At 37.6% G+C, this 21723-nt stretch carries 14 protein-coding genes; 2 read left to right on the forward strand and 12 right to left on the reverse strand.

The features are described 5' to 3' along the window. The 7 genes from J7E77_RS08930 to J7E77_RS08960 all read right to left on the reverse strand — a co-directional run bounded on the left by J7E77_RS08930 (position 1) and on the right by J7E77_RS08960 (position 9084). On the reverse strand, positions 1-1248 hold the full coding sequence (locus J7E77_RS08930) for an extracellular solute-binding protein (RefSeq protein ID WP_214713568.1): 1248 nt from the start codon (positions 1246-1248) through the stop codon (positions 1-3). 48 nt (positions 1249-1296) lie between these two features. Further along, on the reverse strand, positions 1297-2835 hold the full coding sequence (locus tag J7E77_RS08935; RefSeq protein WP_214713569.1) for a response regulator: 1539 nt from the start codon (positions 2833-2835) through the stop codon (positions 1297-1299). After that, the gene (locus J7E77_RS08940) at positions 2828-4618 is read right to left on the reverse strand and encodes a cache domain-containing sensor histidine kinase (protein ID WP_214713570.1); all 1791 of its coding nucleotides are present in this window, start codon (positions 4616-4618) and stop codon (positions 2828-2830) included. Before J7E77_RS08940 ends, J7E77_RS08935 begins: the two co-directional genes overlap by 8 nt. A 139-nt stretch (positions 4619-4757) precedes the next feature. Then, positions 4758-5474, reverse strand: a complete 717-nt coding sequence (locus J7E77_RS08945; RefSeq protein WP_214713571.1) for a YesL family protein — start codon at positions 5472-5474, stop codon at positions 4758-4760. Positions 5475-5509: 35 nt separating this feature from the next. Beyond that, positions 5510-6451 (reverse strand): carbohydrate ABC transporter permease, encoded by a 942-nt coding sequence (locus J7E77_RS08950; RefSeq protein ID WP_214713572.1) that lies wholly within the window; start codon positions 6449-6451, stop codon positions 5510-5512. 17 nt (positions 6452-6468) lie between these two features. Continuing rightward, on the reverse strand, positions 6469-7359 hold the full coding sequence (locus tag J7E77_RS08955; protein ID WP_214713573.1) for an ABC transporter permease: 891 nt from the start codon (positions 7357-7359) through the stop codon (positions 6469-6471). A 72-nt stretch (positions 7360-7431) separates the two neighbouring features. After that, positions 7432-9084: a type 2 periplasmic-binding domain-containing protein gene (locus tag J7E77_RS08960; protein WP_214713574.1), complete on the reverse strand. Its 1653-nt coding sequence runs from the start codon at positions 9082-9084 to the stop codon at positions 7432-7434. A 998-nt stretch (positions 9085-10082) separates the two neighbouring features. Between J7E77_RS08960 and J7E77_RS30535 the strand changes: the two genes are divergently transcribed. Next, a complete protein-coding gene (locus J7E77_RS30535) occupies positions 10083-10259 on the forward strand; it encodes a transposase (protein ID WP_251028017.1) in 177 nt (58 codons plus the stop codon). Positions 10260-10262: 3 nt separating this feature from the next. Continuing rightward, the gene (locus J7E77_RS30540) at positions 10263-10442 is read left to right on the forward strand and encodes a hypothetical protein (RefSeq protein WP_251028018.1); all 180 of its coding nucleotides are present in this window, start codon (positions 10263-10265) and stop codon (positions 10440-10442) included. A 177-nt stretch (positions 10443-10619) separates the two neighbouring features. On the opposite strand, the gene J7E77_RS08970 is transcribed toward J7E77_RS30540, so the two are convergent. From J7E77_RS08970 to J7E77_RS08990, 5 genes are all read right to left on the reverse strand, one after another. After that, positions 10620-11324 (reverse strand): SAM-dependent methyltransferase, encoded by a 705-nt coding sequence (locus tag J7E77_RS08970; protein WP_214713575.1) that lies wholly within the window; start codon positions 11322-11324, stop codon positions 10620-10622. A 181-nt stretch (positions 11325-11505) separates the two neighbouring features. Further along, a complete protein-coding gene (locus tag J7E77_RS08975) occupies positions 11506-13905 on the reverse strand; it encodes a glycoside hydrolase family 66 protein (RefSeq protein WP_214713576.1) in 2400 nt (799 codons plus the stop codon). Positions 13906-14523: 618 nt separating this feature from the next. Further along, positions 14524-14637: a sporulation histidine kinase inhibitor Sda gene (gene sda / locus J7E77_RS08980; protein WP_214713577.1), complete on the reverse strand. Its 114-nt coding sequence runs from the start codon at positions 14635-14637 to the stop codon at positions 14524-14526. 72 nt (positions 14638-14709) lie between these two features. After that, positions 14710-14859 carry a hypothetical protein gene (locus J7E77_RS08985; RefSeq protein ID WP_214713578.1) on the reverse strand — a complete coding sequence of 50 codons (150 nt, stop codon included), beginning with the start codon at positions 14857-14859 and terminating at the stop codon, positions 14710-14712. A 106-nt stretch (positions 14860-14965) separates the two neighbouring features. Further along, positions 14966-21226 (reverse strand): TIM-barrel domain-containing protein, encoded by a 6261-nt coding sequence (locus tag J7E77_RS08990; protein ID WP_214713579.1) that lies wholly within the window; start codon positions 21224-21226, stop codon positions 14966-14968. Positions 21227-21723: the final 497 nt, after the last annotated feature.

Below are 21723 nucleotides of genomic sequence, written 5' to 3' on the forward strand. Positions count from 1 at the left end.
TTATCTTCCTTTCTCTTTCAAAAGTAAGCTATCAATTTCCTTTGCTGCAAGCGACAATCCTTCTTTTACACCGATTTGTTCTAGGATTATCATTCTTAAATATTTTATATAAATTTCTTCAATCTCGGCCCAATTAACCACAGGCGGTAGTGAAAAGGAATTCTCAAGACCTTCAATATAACTGCTTAAGTAGCCTGATTCCATAGTCGACTCTTTTATTTTGATTCCTTTTACCGTAGGCATTAAGCCGGTTTTCATTAGAAGCTTTTGTGGTTCCGGACTAGCCATCCATTTAATAAACGTCCAACTCGCTTCTAGATTCCTAGCCCCTTTCATGATAACAAGGTTTTCCCCGCCAAGCACAGACCCTTTTCCATTTGTAACGGGAAACGGAGCAGAGATAGTATTCTCGGTAATTTCTTCCAGCTTTTGAGGAGTTTGGACACTATAGAACCAAGGGCCTTCATCAATCATAAAATACTTTCCATCAACGACTCCCTGCCACGTATCCGTTTTTCCCGAGGAGTTATAGAGGATCTGTAATTTCTCAACCGCTTGAATACTTTTTGGGCTGTTTAAAAATCCATCTGCCTTTGTATGATCAGGACTTAATAGTGTCCCGCCGAACCCATAAAAGTACGGCAGACTTTCCCATGTTGTATATCCAGTCAGGCCTAGTTGGTAATGGTGATTAACGATTAAATCCAGTAGTTCATCCATATTTCCTGGAGGCCTGGTGTATCCAGCGTCCTTCAGCAACTCGCGATTGTAAATGGCAGCCTTCGTATTGGTATTAAGAGGAAGGCCATAATATTTTCCGTTAAAAAGATTCGATTTTAACGGAGTTTCCAGTAAACCTTCCTTTACAAAGTGAAAATCCTTGAAATCACTAACAGAAGAGATTTGTCCCATTTTAGCGAAAAATGGAACCCAGGAAATATCCATCCGTACGACATCAGGTGGCTTCTTGGCAGAAGCTCTAGCAAGAAGAGTCCACTTCAACTGTTCACCATAGGGCTGGCGGACAGGCTTTACATCAAGATTAGGATGTTGTTTTTCAAATAGGGGAATGACCTCGTTTTCAAAAACTGCGGTTTCTTCTTCACTATAGGTATGCCAGACAATAATCTCTTCTTTTTTGTTATCAGGTTTCTGAAGAGAATGATCGCCATCTATAATCGATTGATTATTACATCCTGAGATTAAAACCAATCCTGCTAAGACAATAGCCAAAAGCCATCTGTTCAAAGCCATCATCCCCCTTCCACAACAGGTATGTTCATAGCTGCAACATTATTATGGACTCTGATTCTTCGTCCGGAAATCAATGGGAGAAGAGCCCATTAATTTCTTAAAAAGCTTGCTAAAATACTTTACATCCTTAAACCCAGATTGTTCCGCCACTTCATACACCTTTAATGAAGTATTTTCCAATAATTCTTTTGCCTTCCGGACACGTAAATCCATGACATAGTCGATAAAATTCTGACCGACAAGCCTTTTAAACAAGACACTAAAATAATTACGGCTGATATGGACATGACTTGAAACGAGTTGCAATGTCAGTTCTTCCGTATAATGATCATGAATAAACTCCAGTGCTTTTTTCATGATCACATTTTCACCTTGTGGGTGTTGCTTACTATATTGAATTAACTCTGAATACTCTCTTATTTGCAACAACAAGGTCTTTTTTAATTCATCGAGCGTTTCAATCTTTTTTAACTGCTCGTATTTTTCCATTAATTCATCAGCATTCAATTGCTTTATAAATAAATATCTAATAATCTCACACGCATCGTTTTTAATGTCGACTGGGGAAATAACCACCGATTCCCATTCTTGAAATCTTCTACAGAGGAAATCTGCAAGACTTTGTTTATCATAGGGCAATAAAATCTGGTGAAGCGAAGCCGTATCTAAAGGAGGCAATTTTCCCTCAGGAAACTGCTCATATCGGAAAATGGATGCACCTGGATTAAAAAATCTTCGTTCGCGTGCTGAGCCACTTCTTTTAAATCCTTGCTTTACAAAAGATAGATCTCGAATTACCTCAAAACCAACAGTAAAGCTGGAGCTTGTTTCGAGCTCAATTTCCTTTTTCAATTTTTCTATGTTAGCATACGGATCTAATGACGTGTATAGTAAGAAAAGCATTTGGTTCTCATTAACTGGAAAACATATTCCTTCGTCTATATTCTTGTAGAAATAATTTTGGACGTCTTCCAATAGCATTGTCTTAAATAAAAAGCCATGCTGTTCCTCCAGCTTATCCACATGATTTAGGCTCATTGTTAACATAAGGAAGGGCTCTTGCAGCCACCCGAATTTCTGATGAAGCTCATTAAGATTAGAATCCTCAAGAATGACTTTTTTGATGGCTTGTTCTAGTTTTTTACGTTCACTTAAAAAAGTGGTCTGATTGGCCAACTGTAGTTTCTCTTCAACTAGCCGCTCTTTTTTTATCATTTCCACAGTTTTTTGGATAAGTTTCACAAATTCTTCAGGTTCCAATGTTGGTTTCAAAACATAATCCACGGCGCCAAGCTTTAAACCTTCCCGAACATAGTCAAAATCGGTATAACTACTGACTAAAATTACTTTTAAATTAGGCAACCGCTGAAGCATTTTCTTCATTAAAGTGATGCCATCCATGACAGGCATTTTGATATCCGTGATTAACAAATCAACTAGTCGACCCTCAGCCGCTTTGAGGGCTTCCTCTCCATTCGGATAATCCCCCAGATAATGGAGGCCCTCCACGGCCCAATCAACAGAAGCCTTTAAACCAAACCGAATGACTGGTTCATCATCTACAATCATTACGTTATACATTATTTTCACCTCCATCCTTCGGGAATAATTCTAATGTAACCAGCGTTCCGTGATCTCCGCTTTTAATATCCACGCTTGATGCAAGCGAAAAATAAAGCCGTACCGAATCATACACATGATTTAACCCGATTCCTATGAAAGAATTTTTGGATTCTTCCGATGGCAAGATTTGGTCTAATCTTTCTTTGGTGATCCCGACTCCATTATCCTGGATTTCGATTTTTACACCCTTGCCAATGGAATAAGCTTTCATGGATATCACCCCTGATTTTCCTGTAGGGACTAAGCCATGAAAAACTGCATTTTCAACTATAGGCTGAATAAGCATTCTTGGAATTATAAACCCTTCTGTCTCAGCTTCCATATCCAGTTTCAGGTGGAAGGACTGCTCGTACCGAATTTGTAATATAACAAGGAATCTTTCAATGATTTCTAACTCTTGCTGAAGCGTTACAAAGGTACCACTTTTCCCCATGCTTACTTCAAGTAACTGGCTTAAAGCAGATAAAGCTGTATTTGCCTTTTCTGTTTGCTTGAATTTTACAAGCCAGCGAATCGTACTTAATGTATTAAACAGAAAATGAGGATTGATTCGATGTTTAATCGCCCGAAGTTCCGCTTCTGTCTTAAGGCTTTGTTCCTCTTTTACCTGTTCCATCAACTGGTCAACTTGTTTCGTCATTTGATTAAAGGTGTCACTCATCAAACCAATTTCATCATTTGATTTAATATGGGTTCGGACTTTAAAATTCCCATTCCCAACCTGCCTCATATGCTCCGTCAGAGTCATAATCGGCTTTGTCACTTTATTGGCTGCGAACAAACCAAATACAACAGCAAACAGAGTAAACAAGATGGAGGAGAGAATCGTAATTCGCTGTACCTTTGCCAGTTCACCAGTGATTTCGTCAATCGGAACAATACCCACAATGTTCCAGCCATTTGAAAGCGGTTGTTTCACTCCATAAAAGAAATCCCCATTCTCTTTATATTCAAATTCATCAACCTTATTATTTCGGATGTGCTTGTGTAAATCGGGATTTTCAATCTGCTTGTTGATTTTATCCATATTGGAATCAATCATGATTCGCCCCTGATCATCTACAACGAAAAAATGTCCCGTTTTGCCTAGCTTCAACTGTTCGATTTTATTCAAAATGGACCTTCCATCCAAATTCACCTGAATAAAAGCGATATTTTCCATAGTATCAAGGTCTTTCATTTCCCTAGTGACAGGCAGAACAAGTTCGGTATTCTCACCGGCCCCGCTAAAAAGATCATATTGAAGCCCCTGCCAAACCAGATCGCCGTCTTTCTTTATCGATTCCTGGATCCAGTTGAAATCATGGAGTCGATATCTGCCCAATTTGACATAAGAAAAGGAACCGCTTCCCCAGCTTGTTCCTTCATCCTTTAAAATATAGAGGATTCTGACAAAGGAACTCGAATAAATTTGTGAGTTTAAAAATGAAGTCAATTCGGCACCATTCTGCTCTTTATCTATCGAAGAGAGCACGGGATCCTCATCCATTTTGACAATATTCTGAAGCTGCTTATTACTGTATAGAAGATCCGACATATCACTTCCTACTGATAAAACGAAAGATAGGGAGTCAGCAGCCTGTTTAGCTGTTTGAAGTGAAGATTCTCTTACATTCTCTTTCACAATGTTAGATGAAGAAATAAAATAGAACACACTGATGAACGAACTAGGAATCAATATACTAATGAATATGGCTATGATGACCTTTGTTGAAAACTTGTTTACCTGCATCTTCTTCATCAGTGAAATCCCCTTCTTTACGTCATACATCTGTATTTCATGTTACCTATTCACCTGGAATGGTTCAAGTTATTTTATACTTTCACGGATTTGCCTTTACTGTTTTGTTTCCATGGTCAGAATGGACAAAACGCTTTTTTCAGCTTCCTTTTAATGAATTGGCATTAAGAATATGAACTGATCGCCTTTTTCTGATTTCATTCCCCATACTCTTTTGATAAAAATAAGTAACAATCAGAGCTACTAATCCTGGTAGAATAAAGAGTAGTAAAGGAGGAAACATCATCCACATGATATAAGCTGCGACTACTGCATCAAGAATCATCAGAACTGTATTCAAAGGATGCAGGAACAATAGATACATGGCATTAGTCAGATACGCCTTCAAAGGCAGTTCCTGATCAACAAGGAAACTGTATACAAATAAAAAGAAAAATGGTGTCACAATGACTAATACGTAAAAGACAATTGCCAATAGTGAGGACAGCCCTGAATAATACCTTAGTGATAGATAAAAAACGATCAACGCAGTGGCATTAAGACAGCCTAAAACCATACTTTTTACATACTCTCTTTTGTAATAATTCCAGAATATTTTAAGGAATGGAAACCCGTCTTCACCCTTCACATATCTTCTTGCCAAAGCCAAGGTAGCTACCGTTGTCGGTACTGCAACAAAGGGTAACAGAACTATACCGACGATGACCATCGTGTGTACACTGGTTACATCGGGTGCCCCCAAAAGAGTCACCCCTAAAAAAACATATGGAAGATTAAATAGCCACCAAATACCCGTCAGTTTTAGAATCATATAGAGCCCCTTCATCAACTGATCACTGTATTTAAACAAGTTCATTTTGTATCCTCCTAAACACAAATAGGATATTATACCTATTCTTTAACAGAACCGATCACTAACCCACTTGTAAAATATTTTTGCAAAAACGGATAGATTAATAACACTGGTATCGTAGAGACCACAATCTTAGCTGCATTCAGTGTTTGGTTTGAAATGGCCGCAACAGCTTTTAATTGCGACACATCCGTAATTTTAGTAACATCAATGTTCAATTGTTGAATATACGTTTGCAGCGGATAGTTAGCAGCTTTGTTAATGTAAAGCAAACCACTAAAATAATCATTCCAATGCCCTACAATAGAAAAAAGTGAAATAGTTGCCAAAGCCGGCAGTGAAATGGGCAAGTAAACTTTAAACAAAACTTTTAATTTTGTCGCACCATCCATAATAGCGGCTTCTTCCAACGAACCTGGAATACTCTTGAAAAAGTTCATTAATAAAATAACGTTAAAAATTGGCACTGCCCCCGGTAAAATAAGTGACCAAATAGAATCAATCAAACCTAAGTTCTTTACAACTAGGAACGTTGGAATCATCCCACCGGAAAAGAGCATCGCGAAAATCAAAAGATTCATATAAATATTGCGTGCACCAAATTCCCGTTTATTTTTAGACAACGGATAGGCCATTAAAATCGTTAACAACATGTTCAAAGAAGTCCCTAAAACAACTCTTTCCACAGAAATCATAAAGGAACGCCAAAATTGTGCATCTCCAAGTAAGACCTGATAAGCACTTACATTGAAATTTACTGGCAACAAGCCAACCTCATTTGCTTGAGCCGCAACTCTGTCACTAAAAGAAATAGATACCATATTAAGTAATGGTAATACACATAGGGCCGTCATCAGCAATAGGATTGCCCAAATAAATAAATCGGCAATCCGACTTCCAAAGGGTTTAGAACGTTTGGATTTTATCGACTGTTTCCCCCATACAACGGCAAATTGACTGCCAACTGTTTTTGATTTCATTGACTCTTTCTCCCCTTTTAAAAGATCCGCATGTTTGCAAGTTTCTTGGACAATTGGTTAGCTGATAAAATTAATACGCAACTTACGATTGATTTCAATAAGCCAATTGCCGTTGCAAAACTGTATTGTTGTCCTAACAGACCTACACGATACACATAAGTGTCAATAACATCCCCGGTTTCATACACAATAGGATTATATAAGGCAAAGATTTGGTCAAAACCAGCGTTTAGAATATTCCCCAAATTCAGTGCTGTAATCAGCATAATAGTTGGCAAAATTCCTGGTAAAGTGACATGCAGTAATTGCTTATAGCGATTAGCACCATCAATTGAAGATGCCTCATAAAGACCAGGGTCAATCCCTGTTAATGCGGCTAAATAAACAATCGCGCCATAACCAAAGCCTTTCCACACATCAGTTGATATAATGATACTTCTAAACCACTCATTGCTTCCTAGAAACAAAATCGGGTCATGTCCTAGTGCCTGTAAAAAGTTATTCACTGGTCCATGGTAGTCAAAGATGTTAATGAATACTGCAGCCAAGATCGCCCAAGATAAGAAGTTAGGTAAATAAACAATGGTTTGGATGGATTTTTTCGCCCATTTTAATCTAATTTCGTTTAGCAATAGAGCAAAAATAATAGGTACCAGCGTTCCTAGAACAATCTTACCAACCGCAATCACAACGGTATTCCTTAATATCTTCATACTATCCGGAATTTCCAGCATGTATTTAAAGTTTTCCAAACCGACCCAGTCTGATCCTAAAATACCTTTAGCAGGGACATAATCTTCAAACGCCATGATAATCCCAAACATTGGTATAAAACTGAAAATAATTAAAAAAATCATGCCCGGTGCCATCAAGAGATGATACTCCAGTTGCCCTCCACGTTTTTTCATTTCGCATGCTACCTTCTTTCAAGTATAAATTGTATAAATGGGTACAAATTTTACATTTGTACCCATTTGGTTTTATTTTTCTTTAATGGCATCAGATACTTCTTTTGTAATATCACTGCCACCTGTTTTCTTCCAGTTTTCAACAAACTTGTCGAAATAATCTAAGTCCTTTTCTCCAGTCACAATCTTCAAGAATGCTTCATCCTCTAATTTCGTTAAGTTTGCCCATTTCAATTTCATACTCTTGGTCTGACCAAAGAAAACAGGATCTACTTCATTAATCATAGTTTCAGACATTAACTTTCCAGCTACCATTCTAGATTTATAGGCACTCCATTGGTTTGCATCTGATTTCGCGGGTTCTTTTAAATAACCTGTGATCTTTTGATAAGATGATTGATCATCAAGCGATAAGGTATTTGGTTGTTTCTTACCTTCAATTGCTGCATTAATATTTTGATACATTTGTGCGGTTGCATCATTAAAGTTAACCATGATATTTACTGGTGCCCCACGGTCACCGCCAAATTTAATAAAATCTACGACAGGCTGATAATTTCTATCTTCTTGGCGTAACTTATCATCTAATGCATTAACTAATTTTGGTAGAACTTCTGGATGTTTAAAACCTTTTCTTACCACATAGAATTCAGAGGCAGGATTTTGTGTATAAGCTGTGATTGTACCGCTACCATCTTTAGAGATAATGTAGGGTGCCCAATCTGCCAAAGGATTCTTCTGTTTTGCAGAGTTCAATGGATAGTCTGGTGTCCACCAAGGACCAAAGTATGCACCAGTTTGACCACCAATAATTAAATCTTCAATGCTTTTACGGACAGCTAACTGTGGATCAATCAGACCTTTTTTGTACCAATCTGCTAGTTTACCTAATCCTTGTTTGGTTTCATCGGTAATAGATCCATACACTACCTTGCCATCTTGTTCAATCCATTGACGAGGGAAAGAATTATAGGTTTGAAGGATATTATCAGCTTGGAACAAAGATCCATACATCCCTCCAATACTAGGAGATAATGCTAAACCAACCGTTTTTCCTTTACCGTTTCCACCCGGATCTTTTTGAATAAATTCTGTTATAACTTTTTCCATATCATCAACAGTCTTAGGTCCTTCTAAACCAAGCTTATCCAACCAATCTTTACGTAACCAAAGCATAGTTGGAATATTAGCATTAGAAGTAGAAGGTAATGCCATTAATTTCCCATCAATTGTCGCTGCTTCTAATGCACGACCATCGTAGGAATCATACATTTTTTTAACATAATCAGATGCACTTGATTTATAAACATCTGATAAATTTGCAACCAAGTCATTGTCGACCAATTGACGTAATGTTGTCGCATCAACAGCCATAATATCAGGTATATCTCCTGACGCAACTGCCATTGAAACCTTCTGCTTGTACGCATCTCCATCTTGAGCTTCAAACTTATTTTTACTTTGAATATTAAGCGTTTCCTTTAAGTAACTTGTATAAGCATTGTCTTCATACGTTTGCCCAGGAGGTAATTTGGCAATACCTGGAGTAGCCTTTCCAACGGTATAAGTAACAGTTTCCTTATATTTACCGAAAGGTTTTAGTTCCTCTTTATTTGCCACGGTTTTTGTTTGTGAATCTTCCGAGGAGTTTGAGCCTACTGAACAACCTGCCAAAATTCCGAATGATATCATGGTTACAGCGGCAATTGAAATAATTTTCTTCATGATTGTTTCCTCCAAATCCATTTTTTTCAAATCATTTAACGAGATTACTAACTTCAGATCTAACAGAATAAATTGACGGTAATCAACTTGAAGTGGAAATGTACCGCTTACAAAAGGATATAAAAACTATAGTAATAAATTAAACTGTTTGATTTCTTCATTTGCTTCCCCCTTATCTACTTATAAGCCTATTATGATTCTAAAGCCCCTTTCGGGAAACCGTTTCCATCACCAGGATGGTGTCTTATATTACAAATATCTCACCACCGATTTCCTACTGATCGATAAGGTGTTCTATATTATTATTAAAGAGAGATAAATTACACCATTTTTGACCGAATTATTGAAAGAGGGACTGTGAAATCCCTTTAAAAGATACTTACGGAAAATTCCGTATTTATCGTCCCTTTACGTAAACGTTTACTGTTGGCTACATGCTAAACCTTGCAAATTAAGGGTTTGTTTGCTCTTTTACATAAACGTTTACGTTATAGGGTGAATTTATAGTATTAAACTAAAAAATAATGGAACTCATACGGGAAAAACACCATCCTTTTCATAGAATCATTGGAAAGAATGGCGTTTTTTATGGATATTTTACAATCAGAACAACAGTTTGTTTTTCGATCATGTATTTACAGTAGAATAAACATGGTTAATATACTCTTCTGCATAAAGTAACTTTGTTAACCTCAATTTTGACCTGAAATAAACTTCTTTCTTATCATGGATTAAGTCTGCTATTTGCCCTCTTCATATTTTTTTAACAATCTATAGAATGTACTTTTCCCTATATTGGAAAGTTCAATAGCTTTAACAGCTGTTATGTTGCCAGCTTTAAATTGTTGGTATGTCTCTATAAATCGATCTGTAAAAGTAGCAGTAGGTCGCCCTAAATGTTTACCAGCTTTTTAAGCTTCCACAATTCCTTCGCGTTGCCGTTTTTGATACGTTCCCTTTCTTCTTCAGCTAGCTAGGATAAAATCTGAAGAACAAAATTGGTTCCTGGACAAAACGAGAGTGCCGGAAAAAGAAAATCAGCTAAAACAAAAAAAGGAAATATGTATTTGAGATCAGCATTAACTGAAGCAGATCATTCAGTAAAAGGTTTGAAGAACTATTTCGGAGCACTGTATCGACGAACAGCATCACGAAAAGGCAAAAGGCGAGCCTGAATAGTGGTCGCACATGCCATGTTAGGTATCTCTTATTATCTCTTAACACGGAAAGAAATGTATGTAGACTTAGGCGAAGTCTACTTTGATAAACAGAGACAGCAATCCATTGTTCGGCCTTCACTACGAAGACTTGAAAGTTTAGGATACACAGTTACTTTACTAGAGCTAGAAGCATTTTAATCTATTCAACTCTATTACAAAGATCATGAATTAGGCGCTCTCCCCTTTTTTAAAAATGAATGAGCTGCATCTTCTACAGTATTGCCTTTTTCCTGAATTACAGAAGTTTATTTTCATGTTAGTTCAACAAGATAGGTAGTAAAAAAGGACCAACGCATCTACGTTGATCCCTTTTTACTATCCTTTTTTTATTTTTAACATCGAATTAGCATTTGTTTGAAATTCATAGGTTACTTTTACTTCCTCTACAGAATAACCTTTTTCGATAACATGATTTCTTACTTTGTCTAAATGTATATATCTTTTACCTTCTAAATCAACTAAGGGGAAGATGCGAACTTCCTCTTTAGTAACCCTTAATAATTCATCTAATGTATCTATATGAAATTGATAATCTAATCTATCGGCATACATAAATAAAAAATGTGCAGATAGAAGAATATCAAATTGTTCATTCTTAAACGGTAAAGTAGGTAAAGTAACGGGAATGTATCTTTCTCTGGATTCCATCATATCGTTGACACAATCATGTAAGGCTTTTAACCGATTGTTTCTAAGCCCCTCTATATTCTTGAAATAATCCCATTTATAATTGCTATGAGCTTTTTCCATATGCTTCATCGCGTGTTCAATATCCTGAAGACCTTTATTTTTCAGGTCTTCGCCTGAGTGATAATAGGCAATATCACACGCAGTTACATCTAAATCTGATTTGTTACCAACAGCAGTAAATGAACAAGCTCCTGCTGGACAATCGAGTATTTTCTTTCCTTTTAGTTCTTCTTCTGAAAGAGAAAACATATCCAAATACTCTTCGAATGTTCTCCCAATAAAAACAATTCGTTCTAAACCTAACTTTATATTCTGCTGAACATTACTCAACTAAACTCACCTCTTCTAAAAGATTACATTTCAATTTTCATAACTAAATACTAATCTTAACCTCTTTGTTTTGGTCAAATAACCGCCTTTAAATCAATATGAAAGCTGCCCATTTGGGCAGCCACGACCTCCTGCACACATTACCTATTAAAATAAATATTTATCTTGTTTGTTGCTCTCATTATTTGGCAGTGACCTTTAAATTATCCCATCTCCGATTTCCAGTTTCACTTCGCAAGCCGACAGAGCCTTTCATGAAGGGGTCTTGATAGTCGCTGACGGTTCCCATTTGATTTAAATCAATCTCAATTGTAAATTGATTCCCTATACAGGTTAGCTTTAAATAATGGTAGCCTGAAGAGTAAATGTACTCTCCTCCTTTTATCTCTCGCCATGTCGTTCCATCAAATTTATATAATTCATATTTGTTGCCTTCCTTTAATTCTAGCTGATAGAATCCACCATCCTTCTGTATGCGTGCGAGAATAGCTCCATTATTGGTAGTATCAGGTATATAAACATGGCCTTCAACCGAATAATCCCCAGTATTGAAACCATTTTTATATTTAGCAATACCCCCATTTGAGCTTGTAACAGTTAATTCCCCTGTAGAACCTGTAGGCTGTGTTATTGACCAGGCTCCGTTTAATGGGGCCCATCCCGTAGGCAATGTCCCCACCCCGTCCGACTCAAAGTCATTAAATATTATCTGACCTGTTTCATTTTGATCCTTCTCAATCCATACCATATCCCAATAGTGCAATTTAGGTACCGTTAAAGAAATATAATTTCCCTGAGAATCGCTTCCTTTAGTGTACGATAAGCTGTTTGCTTTACCGTTTTCAAAGTCAGGAGTGGCCCACCATACTTTGGCGTTTGAAGAAAGGGTCCCATCATAATAAATTTTCACAGGAATATTTTCCTGCACATTTGGTGCAGGATAGTCTCCATTATCATCCCGCCATTTAGTAGATGTATTGTTCATAAGATTGATTAAATGCACAATATCGTAACCATTCTTCGATTTCGCAAACGTCCAGATTTTCCCTGCCTCCCCATCGGTACTTGATGGAAAATTTACTTGGTCCGTCAGGGTAATTTTGTTGCTTCCCTTTACAATATTATCACGCAGCAGGTTTTCATAGGCTGTTAAAAAGTTGTAATAATTCCCCATTGCCTTCTTTAAGGAATCCGTCATAATGAGATTCTTATTAGGAAAGTACTCATCAGAAAGCATATATCCGCCGTCACCTAATTCAATATGTGAAGCTCCAGCTGCAAATATTGCCGCGTCTGCTAATCTTATTGAAGAATCATTAAAATTCCTCTTAGTCTCTGCAGGGGTTGTTTTGGAGTAGTTTCTATTCATGTAGGCTGCGAAGACTACTGATTTATTGCTTAATGCCTTTGATTTCTCTACCAATTTTACCAAATCAGCATAGTCATCATTGCTTGGATTCCCATCCCATAGCTCAGAATATACAAAGTCTGCATTGGACTTGGAAGCCTGATCTTGGCCATAAGCTTCCACAGAATTAAAAACTATATCCTTGCCTAAAGAAGCCTTAGCTGCATTTATGAAAGAACCATATGTGTCTTCAAGATTTATATGGTTCCTGTTCCAATCATATAAATCCCCGCGGGGTCCCAGAGAATCAATATGCCAGCCGTCAAAAGCAAAATTCTTAAAAACTTCACTTTCCTTTAAATTTATATAGTTCTGCCAATCTGTATTTGCAGGATTTGACAGGTAAATTTTGCTTGTAGCCCATCCATTTTCCAGTGGATGAGCATCCTGCCGTCCAGGATCGTAATTTCCATTGGAGTCCTTAAATAGCCCCCATGCCACCTGTACTCCATCATTCCAGTAATTATCAAATGCTCCATTTATCAAGTTATAATTCATAGCTTTCATATTATAACTATGTGCATTATCTATATAGCTGTTTACAGTATTTCTTGATATCCATCTGTTACCAATATCCTGCCAGTAAGCATGAGAAGGATCAGGGTTCGGGATATGATGTTTCCATTGCCAGTCATAAAACTGAAGTCCATTAATATGGTAGTTTTTTAACTCCCATGTTTTTTTAGCCGAATCAGTTGTATCCGAAAATTCACTAACATATCCATACCTAGGGTATTTAGTCCAGGTGCTAGAAACATCAACAGCAGTTGAACCAGAATCAATAATTGTGCCTGTGTCGTCGCGGACCCAAACTTCAACTAAATATCCTCTGTAATCATTTGGGGGCGGTGTCCAACTATATGTTAATGTTTTAGCTTCATTTTCTGCTAGGGTAATCGATTTAACCTGGTCTGTGTCAGCCTGTGAACCAAGATACCGAAAGTAAAGAGTAACGTTCCCTGAAAAATTAGCTCCCGTTTTATTTAGTAAATCCACAAATATTTCTACAGACTGGCCAGGATTGTATCGAGCCTTGTCTGTATTCACTAATTTTATAATTGTACCAGAATCCTCGGCTTGCGCATGTGGCTGATCTTTTCCGATAAAATAGAAAGGCACGGTAATCAGAATCATGATAACGAAAAATATACTCTTCTTTCTAATCGATTTCATCCCCTATCTAAAATGTGATAACGCTTACAAATAACTTGAAGGCCTTTTACGTTTTCATACACTAATAGATTACTGGCAATGCAAGTTGAAGCATTAGTATCCTTTGTATTTTCTATATACTCCCCCTTTCCTTGATAATTTCACTATACAATAAAATGAATCTTTATATGATTTCTTCTAGAATATTCATAATTTTAAACACTAAAAACAAAATAATTAACACTTAAATCGTAATATATTACACTATCCGTCCTAAACCAATTTCGTTCTTTGTATAAAAAAACACTTCCAATGAAAGGGCTAACCTGAAATGACCAATTAATATGAGACAATGATAAAGTACCGATTTATGCTACCAAGTCACTGCTCCCTGGTAATTTTCCATTCTCGCTTTCAGCAATAAAGATCCTTTTATATTTATCAGTATGTGTAATGTACTTACAGATTTGACATAAGGAGTATTAGAAAGAATCTTTTCTATTTCTTTATCGGTAAAGAGTTATATATGATTATTCTTAATTTCTCACATTTTTTTCATTATACAAAAAAGTACCCGATGAGGTAGACCTTTTTTAGTGTCTACTCTGTCGGATACGTTTTATAATCTAAAATATATTTTTATTTTCTTTTATTTAATTCATTTTTTATTAGATTAATAAAATTTGGGCTTATATTTATTTTTAGTGCCTTTTCGTATACTTCTCTCAATTCTTCCAAGTCAAGTTTTCCCATGATTAGTCCCCCCTTAAAAAAAAGGTTTTTCCTTATATCTTTATTTAATAGCATTACTAGCCTGAAATATATTCATTTATTATGCTCATGCTTAGGGAGAGCTTTAAGACTCTCGAATCTATCGACTAATTCTTTAATTGTATCAATTAGAGTCATATTTTTAACATTCTTCCCAATTATTACATTTACCTTTTCTAATAATCCAGGATATTCTCTTACCAATAGGTAACCCTCCTTGGGGAAAATAAATTTCCATTTAAATTTAGAAAATAGCCCCAGAAGCAACTGCTGGGGCTATTTATTCATTAGAATTTTTTCTTTTACTCCATCACTTTACTGTAACAGGAGGCTTTCCCTTTAAATCGCTTGTAATAACTTGTGCTTGGGATGTTGATACCTGAGCAGTTTTAAAATATAACATATCGGTTTTGGAATCGTAGTACCAAACATCACTGCCTTTTTCAACTGCTTCTTTAGAAGCTACTTGTTTTAATTTTTTACCATTTCTTTTTACAGAGTTGAAAGCTTTACCTGAAGCGTTTGCCTTTATTTCAGCCATCCATGCTCTGTTTTGAATACTTCCAGCAAAGCTCCCCTTCATCGCTGCAATTTCAAATGTTACTTCACCTGAATTGGATGCTATGGAAAGCTTAGTATCTACTGACTGGCCTTTTTCATAATTATATGTTTGCCCATCATCTTCATAGAGGTTGAAGGTAGTTACTTCCCCATTTTGTTTCGGAAAAGCTTTTACATTTATTTGTGTTAAAGGTTTTTCATTTGTATAATTTTGAACCTCACGCTCTGGGATAATAGCTCCTTCCTTGGCAAAAACCGGAACCTTGGACAAATCAGCATTATACTCGATGCTTTGTCCACCTGTATATGCAGCTTTATTGTTCCAGTCATACCATGTACCTCCCGGAAGGTAGATACTTCTTTTGTTTGCTCCTTCTTTTGATACAGGAGCAACGAGCATATTCGGACCGAACATCCATTGATCTTCAATACCATATACTTTAGCATCTGCTGCGTAATCCATGACAAGTGGTCTCATCAACGAGATGTTGTTCTCTGATGTTTGCTTTGCAGCTGAGTAAATGTAAGGAAGAAGCTTATAGCGTTGCACAATGCTTTGTTTAACAATCGCCTCTGCATCTGTGCCAAACGCCCATGGCTCTCTTGTATTTGTTGGATCTCCGCATTCACAATTGTGGGCACGGAAAATTGGCATAAACGCACCTGCCTGCATCCAGCGTGTATAGAGTTCAGCAGATGGCTTCCCGTTAAACCCTCCAGTATCCGTTGTGAAGTAAGACATTCCCGACATTGAAGCACTTAAGCCCAATTGTAAATTGTGCTGTAAAGAATCCCAGCTCGCATCGACATCGCCGCTCCAAACTGTAGTTCCATATTCCTGAATCCCGGTGAAACCGGAACGTGCCAAGCTCCAAAGTCTGTCATTGCTGTAGCTTCTGTGCCCATCATAAAAGGCTTTTGCCTCATTTAGGGCATATACATTTCTAATTTCCGCTGCATTTCCTTTAGCGAATTGATGTCTAATGGAATCGGTTGCTATTTCGGGCTCATTTAAGTCAATCCAGTACCCTTTTACACCAGCATCATGTAAGGATTTAACCTGTGCATTGAACCATTCCACAGCTTTAGGGTTGGTAAAATCGACTAACCCCGATTTACCATACCAAGCATCATAAATAATGGTATTACCTGACGTATCTTGAACGAAATATCCATTCTTGTCACCTTCATTAAAGGTGTTTGCCGTTATTTGAACATACGGATCAACAAGTGGGACCATCTTAACACCTTTTTTCTCTAACGCTTCCATGCTTTCTTTCGGATTTGCAAAAGCTTCCGACCATGTCATGTCAAAGTAATGGTTATCTTTTGCCCAATAAGCATCAAGGATCATACCATCCAAAGGAATTTGTTTTTCACGGAAAGTATCTGCAACCTTGTTCACTTCAGCCCAGCTCTTGTATCCAAACTTCGATTGAATATAGCCTAATGTCCATTGTGGAGGCATTGGTGGAGTACCTGTTAAGTTAGCAAAGCTTTTCATAATGTCCGTTAGATTCGTTTTACTTTCTCCAGCGATAAAGTAGTAAACCATTTCGCCGTTTGGTGAATGGAATGTATACTTTTCGGTATCAGTTGCTCCCATATCAAATGTGACATTTTCATAGGTGTTATCAAAGTATAGTCCGTATCCTTTTGTACTTGTGAAGAACGTACCTGAAATGTCGGAAGTGTTACCACCGTACCCACCCTTCATAGCGTTGTTCATCACTATCCTTTGACCTCTTCTATCAAAGGATTGGGAGTCACGGTCCATACCGAGACCAAAGAAATGCTCATCTGTATCAAGTTTCATTGCAGCGTATACGCCTGTATCTTCGTCATAGCCTAAACCACTGCCTCCGAGCTGTTCTGTGAGCAGCTTAGCATTAGCCGTATCATAATAGGCAAGCTTAAATGGAGACTTGTATGCTCGTAAACTCATTTTGTCTGATTGAATTAAAATATAATCTTTCTGATCACTTACTTTAGGGACAATAGTTGCTGCTTCTTGATTAACAACATAAGAAGCCTTTTTCTTAAATGTTCCAGTCGGTTCCAGCCAAACTTTAGCAGTATCGTTTTGAACGAACTCGACCTTAACCTTCTCCCCGCCTGTAGAATTCAAAACAATGCTCTTACCATCTGCACTTAGAGTGTACGGTTTATCTGCATCTAAACTCTCAATATAAGAAACTTTCAATGGGACAGATGGATCCATTTTTGTTAATTTTATCTCATCAGCATCAAGGACGCTGTCAGCCTGACCATCTGCTTTTATGCCGACCTTCACGACTTCACCATTTAACAGTGAGATATTTGGAATCTTTATTTCTTTCCAGTCACTTCCTGCTGGGATAGACACCTCTTTTGTCCCACCTGAATAGGTAACATAAAGCGAAGCATTTTCAAAGCCTCCCGCTTTGCGAGTACTAACCGATAATTGGTAATTTCCATCGATCGGTGCATTGGCAAATTGCCATATATCAGATGAATATGCATCGGAACCAGCCACCCGTGCAAAGACCTTTCCACCTTCCGCTTCAATGGATTGATTCACCATATTGGTCCTGCTCCACCCTGTGAAACCTTCCTCAAATCCATTGTTGTAGAGTTGGATTTTGACTTCCTCTGGTGCCCCTGAGTCAGCTGATACAAGCTCGACATTATCAAGTTGCATGGATGTATCTGCTTTAGATGCCTCTAGATAAAATTCAATTGTCACTTGACCTTCTGTTACATCAATCGTATCCGTGCTAAACTTTTTATACTCAAAATCTGCTGCATCATATTTTTGCTTCACCGGGCCATTAGGATCTTTTAGATTCGGTTGAAGAGTTACTTCTACCTTCTCTTTGCCAGGCTGGGATACAATCATTTTTGCCACTCCGCCTGCAAAAGATGGATCCAAATGCGGCATCAGTTTAACCATAGACGAAACGGTATACTTTCCATTTTTTAAACCAGATACAGTTTGCTTAGAGGAAGCTTTACCACCATCATTTGGAGAATACAAGTATTGTTTAGCTCCTTGATAGGCATCGTTTGTATCAACTCCATGCCAAAGGGTTGTCCCCATCGTATCTACAGTCCAGCCAGTTTCATTGCCCATCTCAAAATCTCCATTAACAAGCTGTCCGCCGGCAGAAGATCCGAATTGAATAGAGTCAATTGAAGCAGAACCTTTGTCCTCCCCTGTGAATTCAAGGGTGATTAAATTAACACCTTTGTTAAACTGGATGGATTTTTCAGCAGTACCCCATTTATCTCCAGTACCTTTAAACGTTACCTGCACTGGAGTTTGGATTACCTTCATATCTCTATCCTCAACGGACAAGGATAATGTACTTTCTTCTGTGTCTGCGTTTGAATATTTTATGTCTAAAGGATATTTCCCTGCTTCCGGCATATCAACAGCCATTGTCACTTTTGACCCTTTTTTATTAAGTCCAGTGATATAGCCGAATCCGCCAAATCCCTTCAGATCGTTATCAAAAATGGCTCCTCCTTGATAAGAAGCTACTTCCGTTTGATAAACTTTTTTGTTTGTTTCTGGTACTACTTTTATTACGGTACTGTCATGCGGGTCGAGCATCTTGGAGTACATCGTCCGGTAGCCTAAATCTTTATGTTCCCAGAGATCGCGGACAAATGCTTCATCTTCAATTCCAAGTAATTTTTTAAAATCCACTGAAAGTCCTTTACTTGAATCACTGCGGTTGGAAAGAGAAACAACCCACGATCCATCAGGCAGCTGCCCGACCCATCTTTCACTGTCGCGGCTGTTACCGGTTTTATAATGCTTATTGGAATAGAAAATTGGTTTTCCAACGAATCCAAGTTTATTCAATTCAACCATTTCTGTGTTTTGGAAATATTTATAGTTGTCACCAATTGTGTCATATTGATCGGCAATCGTAATTGGTGAACCTGCCATAGTGAAAAGCGAAATGGCTGTTTTCTTTTCGTCCTCAGCATAACGGCCTTTAAAGGTATTCAGCTTTAAGAAGTCTCCGTCATTGATTATCGAACCCGTTCCAGAAATATCGGCAAAGCCAGTAAATCCTTGGAATGGATTAGCCCACTGTGACCAATTATTTGTCCACTCCTGCCTCCGTCCACTGATATGGTCCCAACCGCCGCTGAAAGCATCCTCATCAATCCGGATCATATCGCCGTATTTCTGTTCTAATTCACCATGGTTATTCAAGTTGGGCATAACGAGGCTAAGGAATACATTATTTTCTTTTGTGGCCTCATCCATCCATTTAAGTGCCTTTTCATACTGCTCTCTTGTGTGTCCTGTCCCGATCTGGCCAAGTCCCTTATCATAGCCGCTCTCATACCAGGAGAGGAAGTCGACACGTAAAAACGAAGCACCCTGTTCAGCAAAGAACTTTATATAACCTTTCAAGTACTTCTCTGCATCAGGATGATCAACATTTAACCAATAAAGTGCTCTTTCGCCGCCCTGGCCACCATCAAATCGGTCACCTTGAAGTATTTTTCCGCCGCCAATATCTTGCGGTTCTTTAATGACAAGATCGGCTACCGGTGTATTCGTTCCTGGAACCTTGTATTTATCCGGATTTTTAACAACCTCTGGGGAAACCCAAAGTGGATTGTAATAGATTCCAAACTTCATTCCTTTACTTTTTACATAGTCAGCCCAATATTTCCATGTATGACCATCTGGATAACGCTCATTCGGGTAACCCTTCCATGAATCGTATTCCACTTTGACATCATCAATGTCAATTCCAGCATCGCGTCCTTGTTTTTCAGCAGGATTGACGATAAATTCAATCTTCAATTGGCCGGAAGTCACGTGAACCGTTGCTGCATATGTAGCCCACGTTTCTGAAGTTACTTGCTTACTTACAGAGGCGTCTGGATTAGCCTGATCATATCCAGAAAGCTTCATTTCAATAGTAACCCCTTTGTCTACAAAACTATTTTTCCCTTTAGCCTTGGAGCTAACAGCGTAATTGCCGTCTGGAAGATTAGTTAATGATTGTGAAACAGTTTGTTTGTTTGGATCCCCGCTATAGGTCCATAATGACTTATCACCCTCTGGGTCATCATTACGTCCATAACCAAATGAACCATCAAAACTCCATCCGCTTTTTTCGTCTTGCTCAAATCCACCATTAACGGCGATATTCCCTTCAGGTATCTGACCTTTTTCTACTGTTTCAAAGGTGATATCGTCAAGCTGCAAAGAAGCATTTCCCTGCTTAGCATCAATAACAAATTCGATTGTCAGCTCTGTTCCTACTGAATCCACATCAAGTGTATAGTTCTTATAACTTGAACTAGGCTCAATTGGAAATTTTTTTACTACCTCGCCGTTCTGAATAATTTGCATTACTGCATGGCTGCCAATTGCTTCATCATTAAACTGATTTGATCCTGTGAAATCTCCTAAAGCTGCCCATGCAGACAAATGATAGGTTTTATCCTTTTCTAGCCCTGTTACTTTTTGGCTTACGGAACCATTAAACGCTGCATTTTTATAAAAATAAAATTTAAAGTTATTACGCGCCCCGGACTTATCTACACCCGAATCTGCATTTCCTTTAATATCCCAGCCCTCTTTTGTACCATATTCGAAGTCACCATTAAATAACTTCCCAGGCAGAAGGTAGGGATTCTCGCGTCCATCCATATAAATCGGGTTCGTCATCCAGCGATCATTATGTGACACAACGTAACCGTTTTCATTTAAGAGCGTTGCACCTTCAATCCATCCATCAGTACTGATCATGTCGTACCCGTAAGGGAGGAAATTTTTGGCCATCCAATCAACATTTTCTTTTAACCGATGTTCAGGCATAAACACATCTTTACTCCACTGGTGTTCATAAGAATTCCAATACATTGGGCCGGCACCTTGCCTAGTAAATTTACTATCTCTGGCATATGCAAAATTAAAACTAAAAGTAGAAAATAGTAATGAAATAATTAGTGATAAAACAATTGACTTCTGTAAATGCCTTCCTTTTTGCATGTTTACCTCCCCAATAGCTTTATATAATAAATTCTATTTAAATGCAGCAGCCGAAAATCAATAAACACCTCCATAAGGGGCGCCGCAACTAAATTCATAAGATAGAAAAAATTACTTTTACTCTGAATGAAGTAAGTGGACCTAAGAAGTCCATATTAAAAAGCCTCTTATATGTTAATAGGAGCTGTAATTAACCATACGTCATCAATATGCACAGAGGAGGTTTTTCATATGTATCTATAAATAAACTCATACTTACTACAAAAAAGAAAAATGTTGCTAAATGGTTAACAAATCCTATTACTTCATGTTGTTCCTAGTTGTTAATTTATAAGTCTATTATGTTTCTAAATACCCTCTAGGGAAACCGCTTTCTTTCCGAAGAAGGTGTCTAATTATACGATTTTCCTGACACTACTTTTCTTAAAAAAGGAGGAGGTGTTTTATATTATTATTTAAAAGAAATAAAAGACACCTCATTTGATAGTTATGTTTAA

It is taken from the genome of Bacillus sp. ISL-77 (assembly GCF_018613105.1).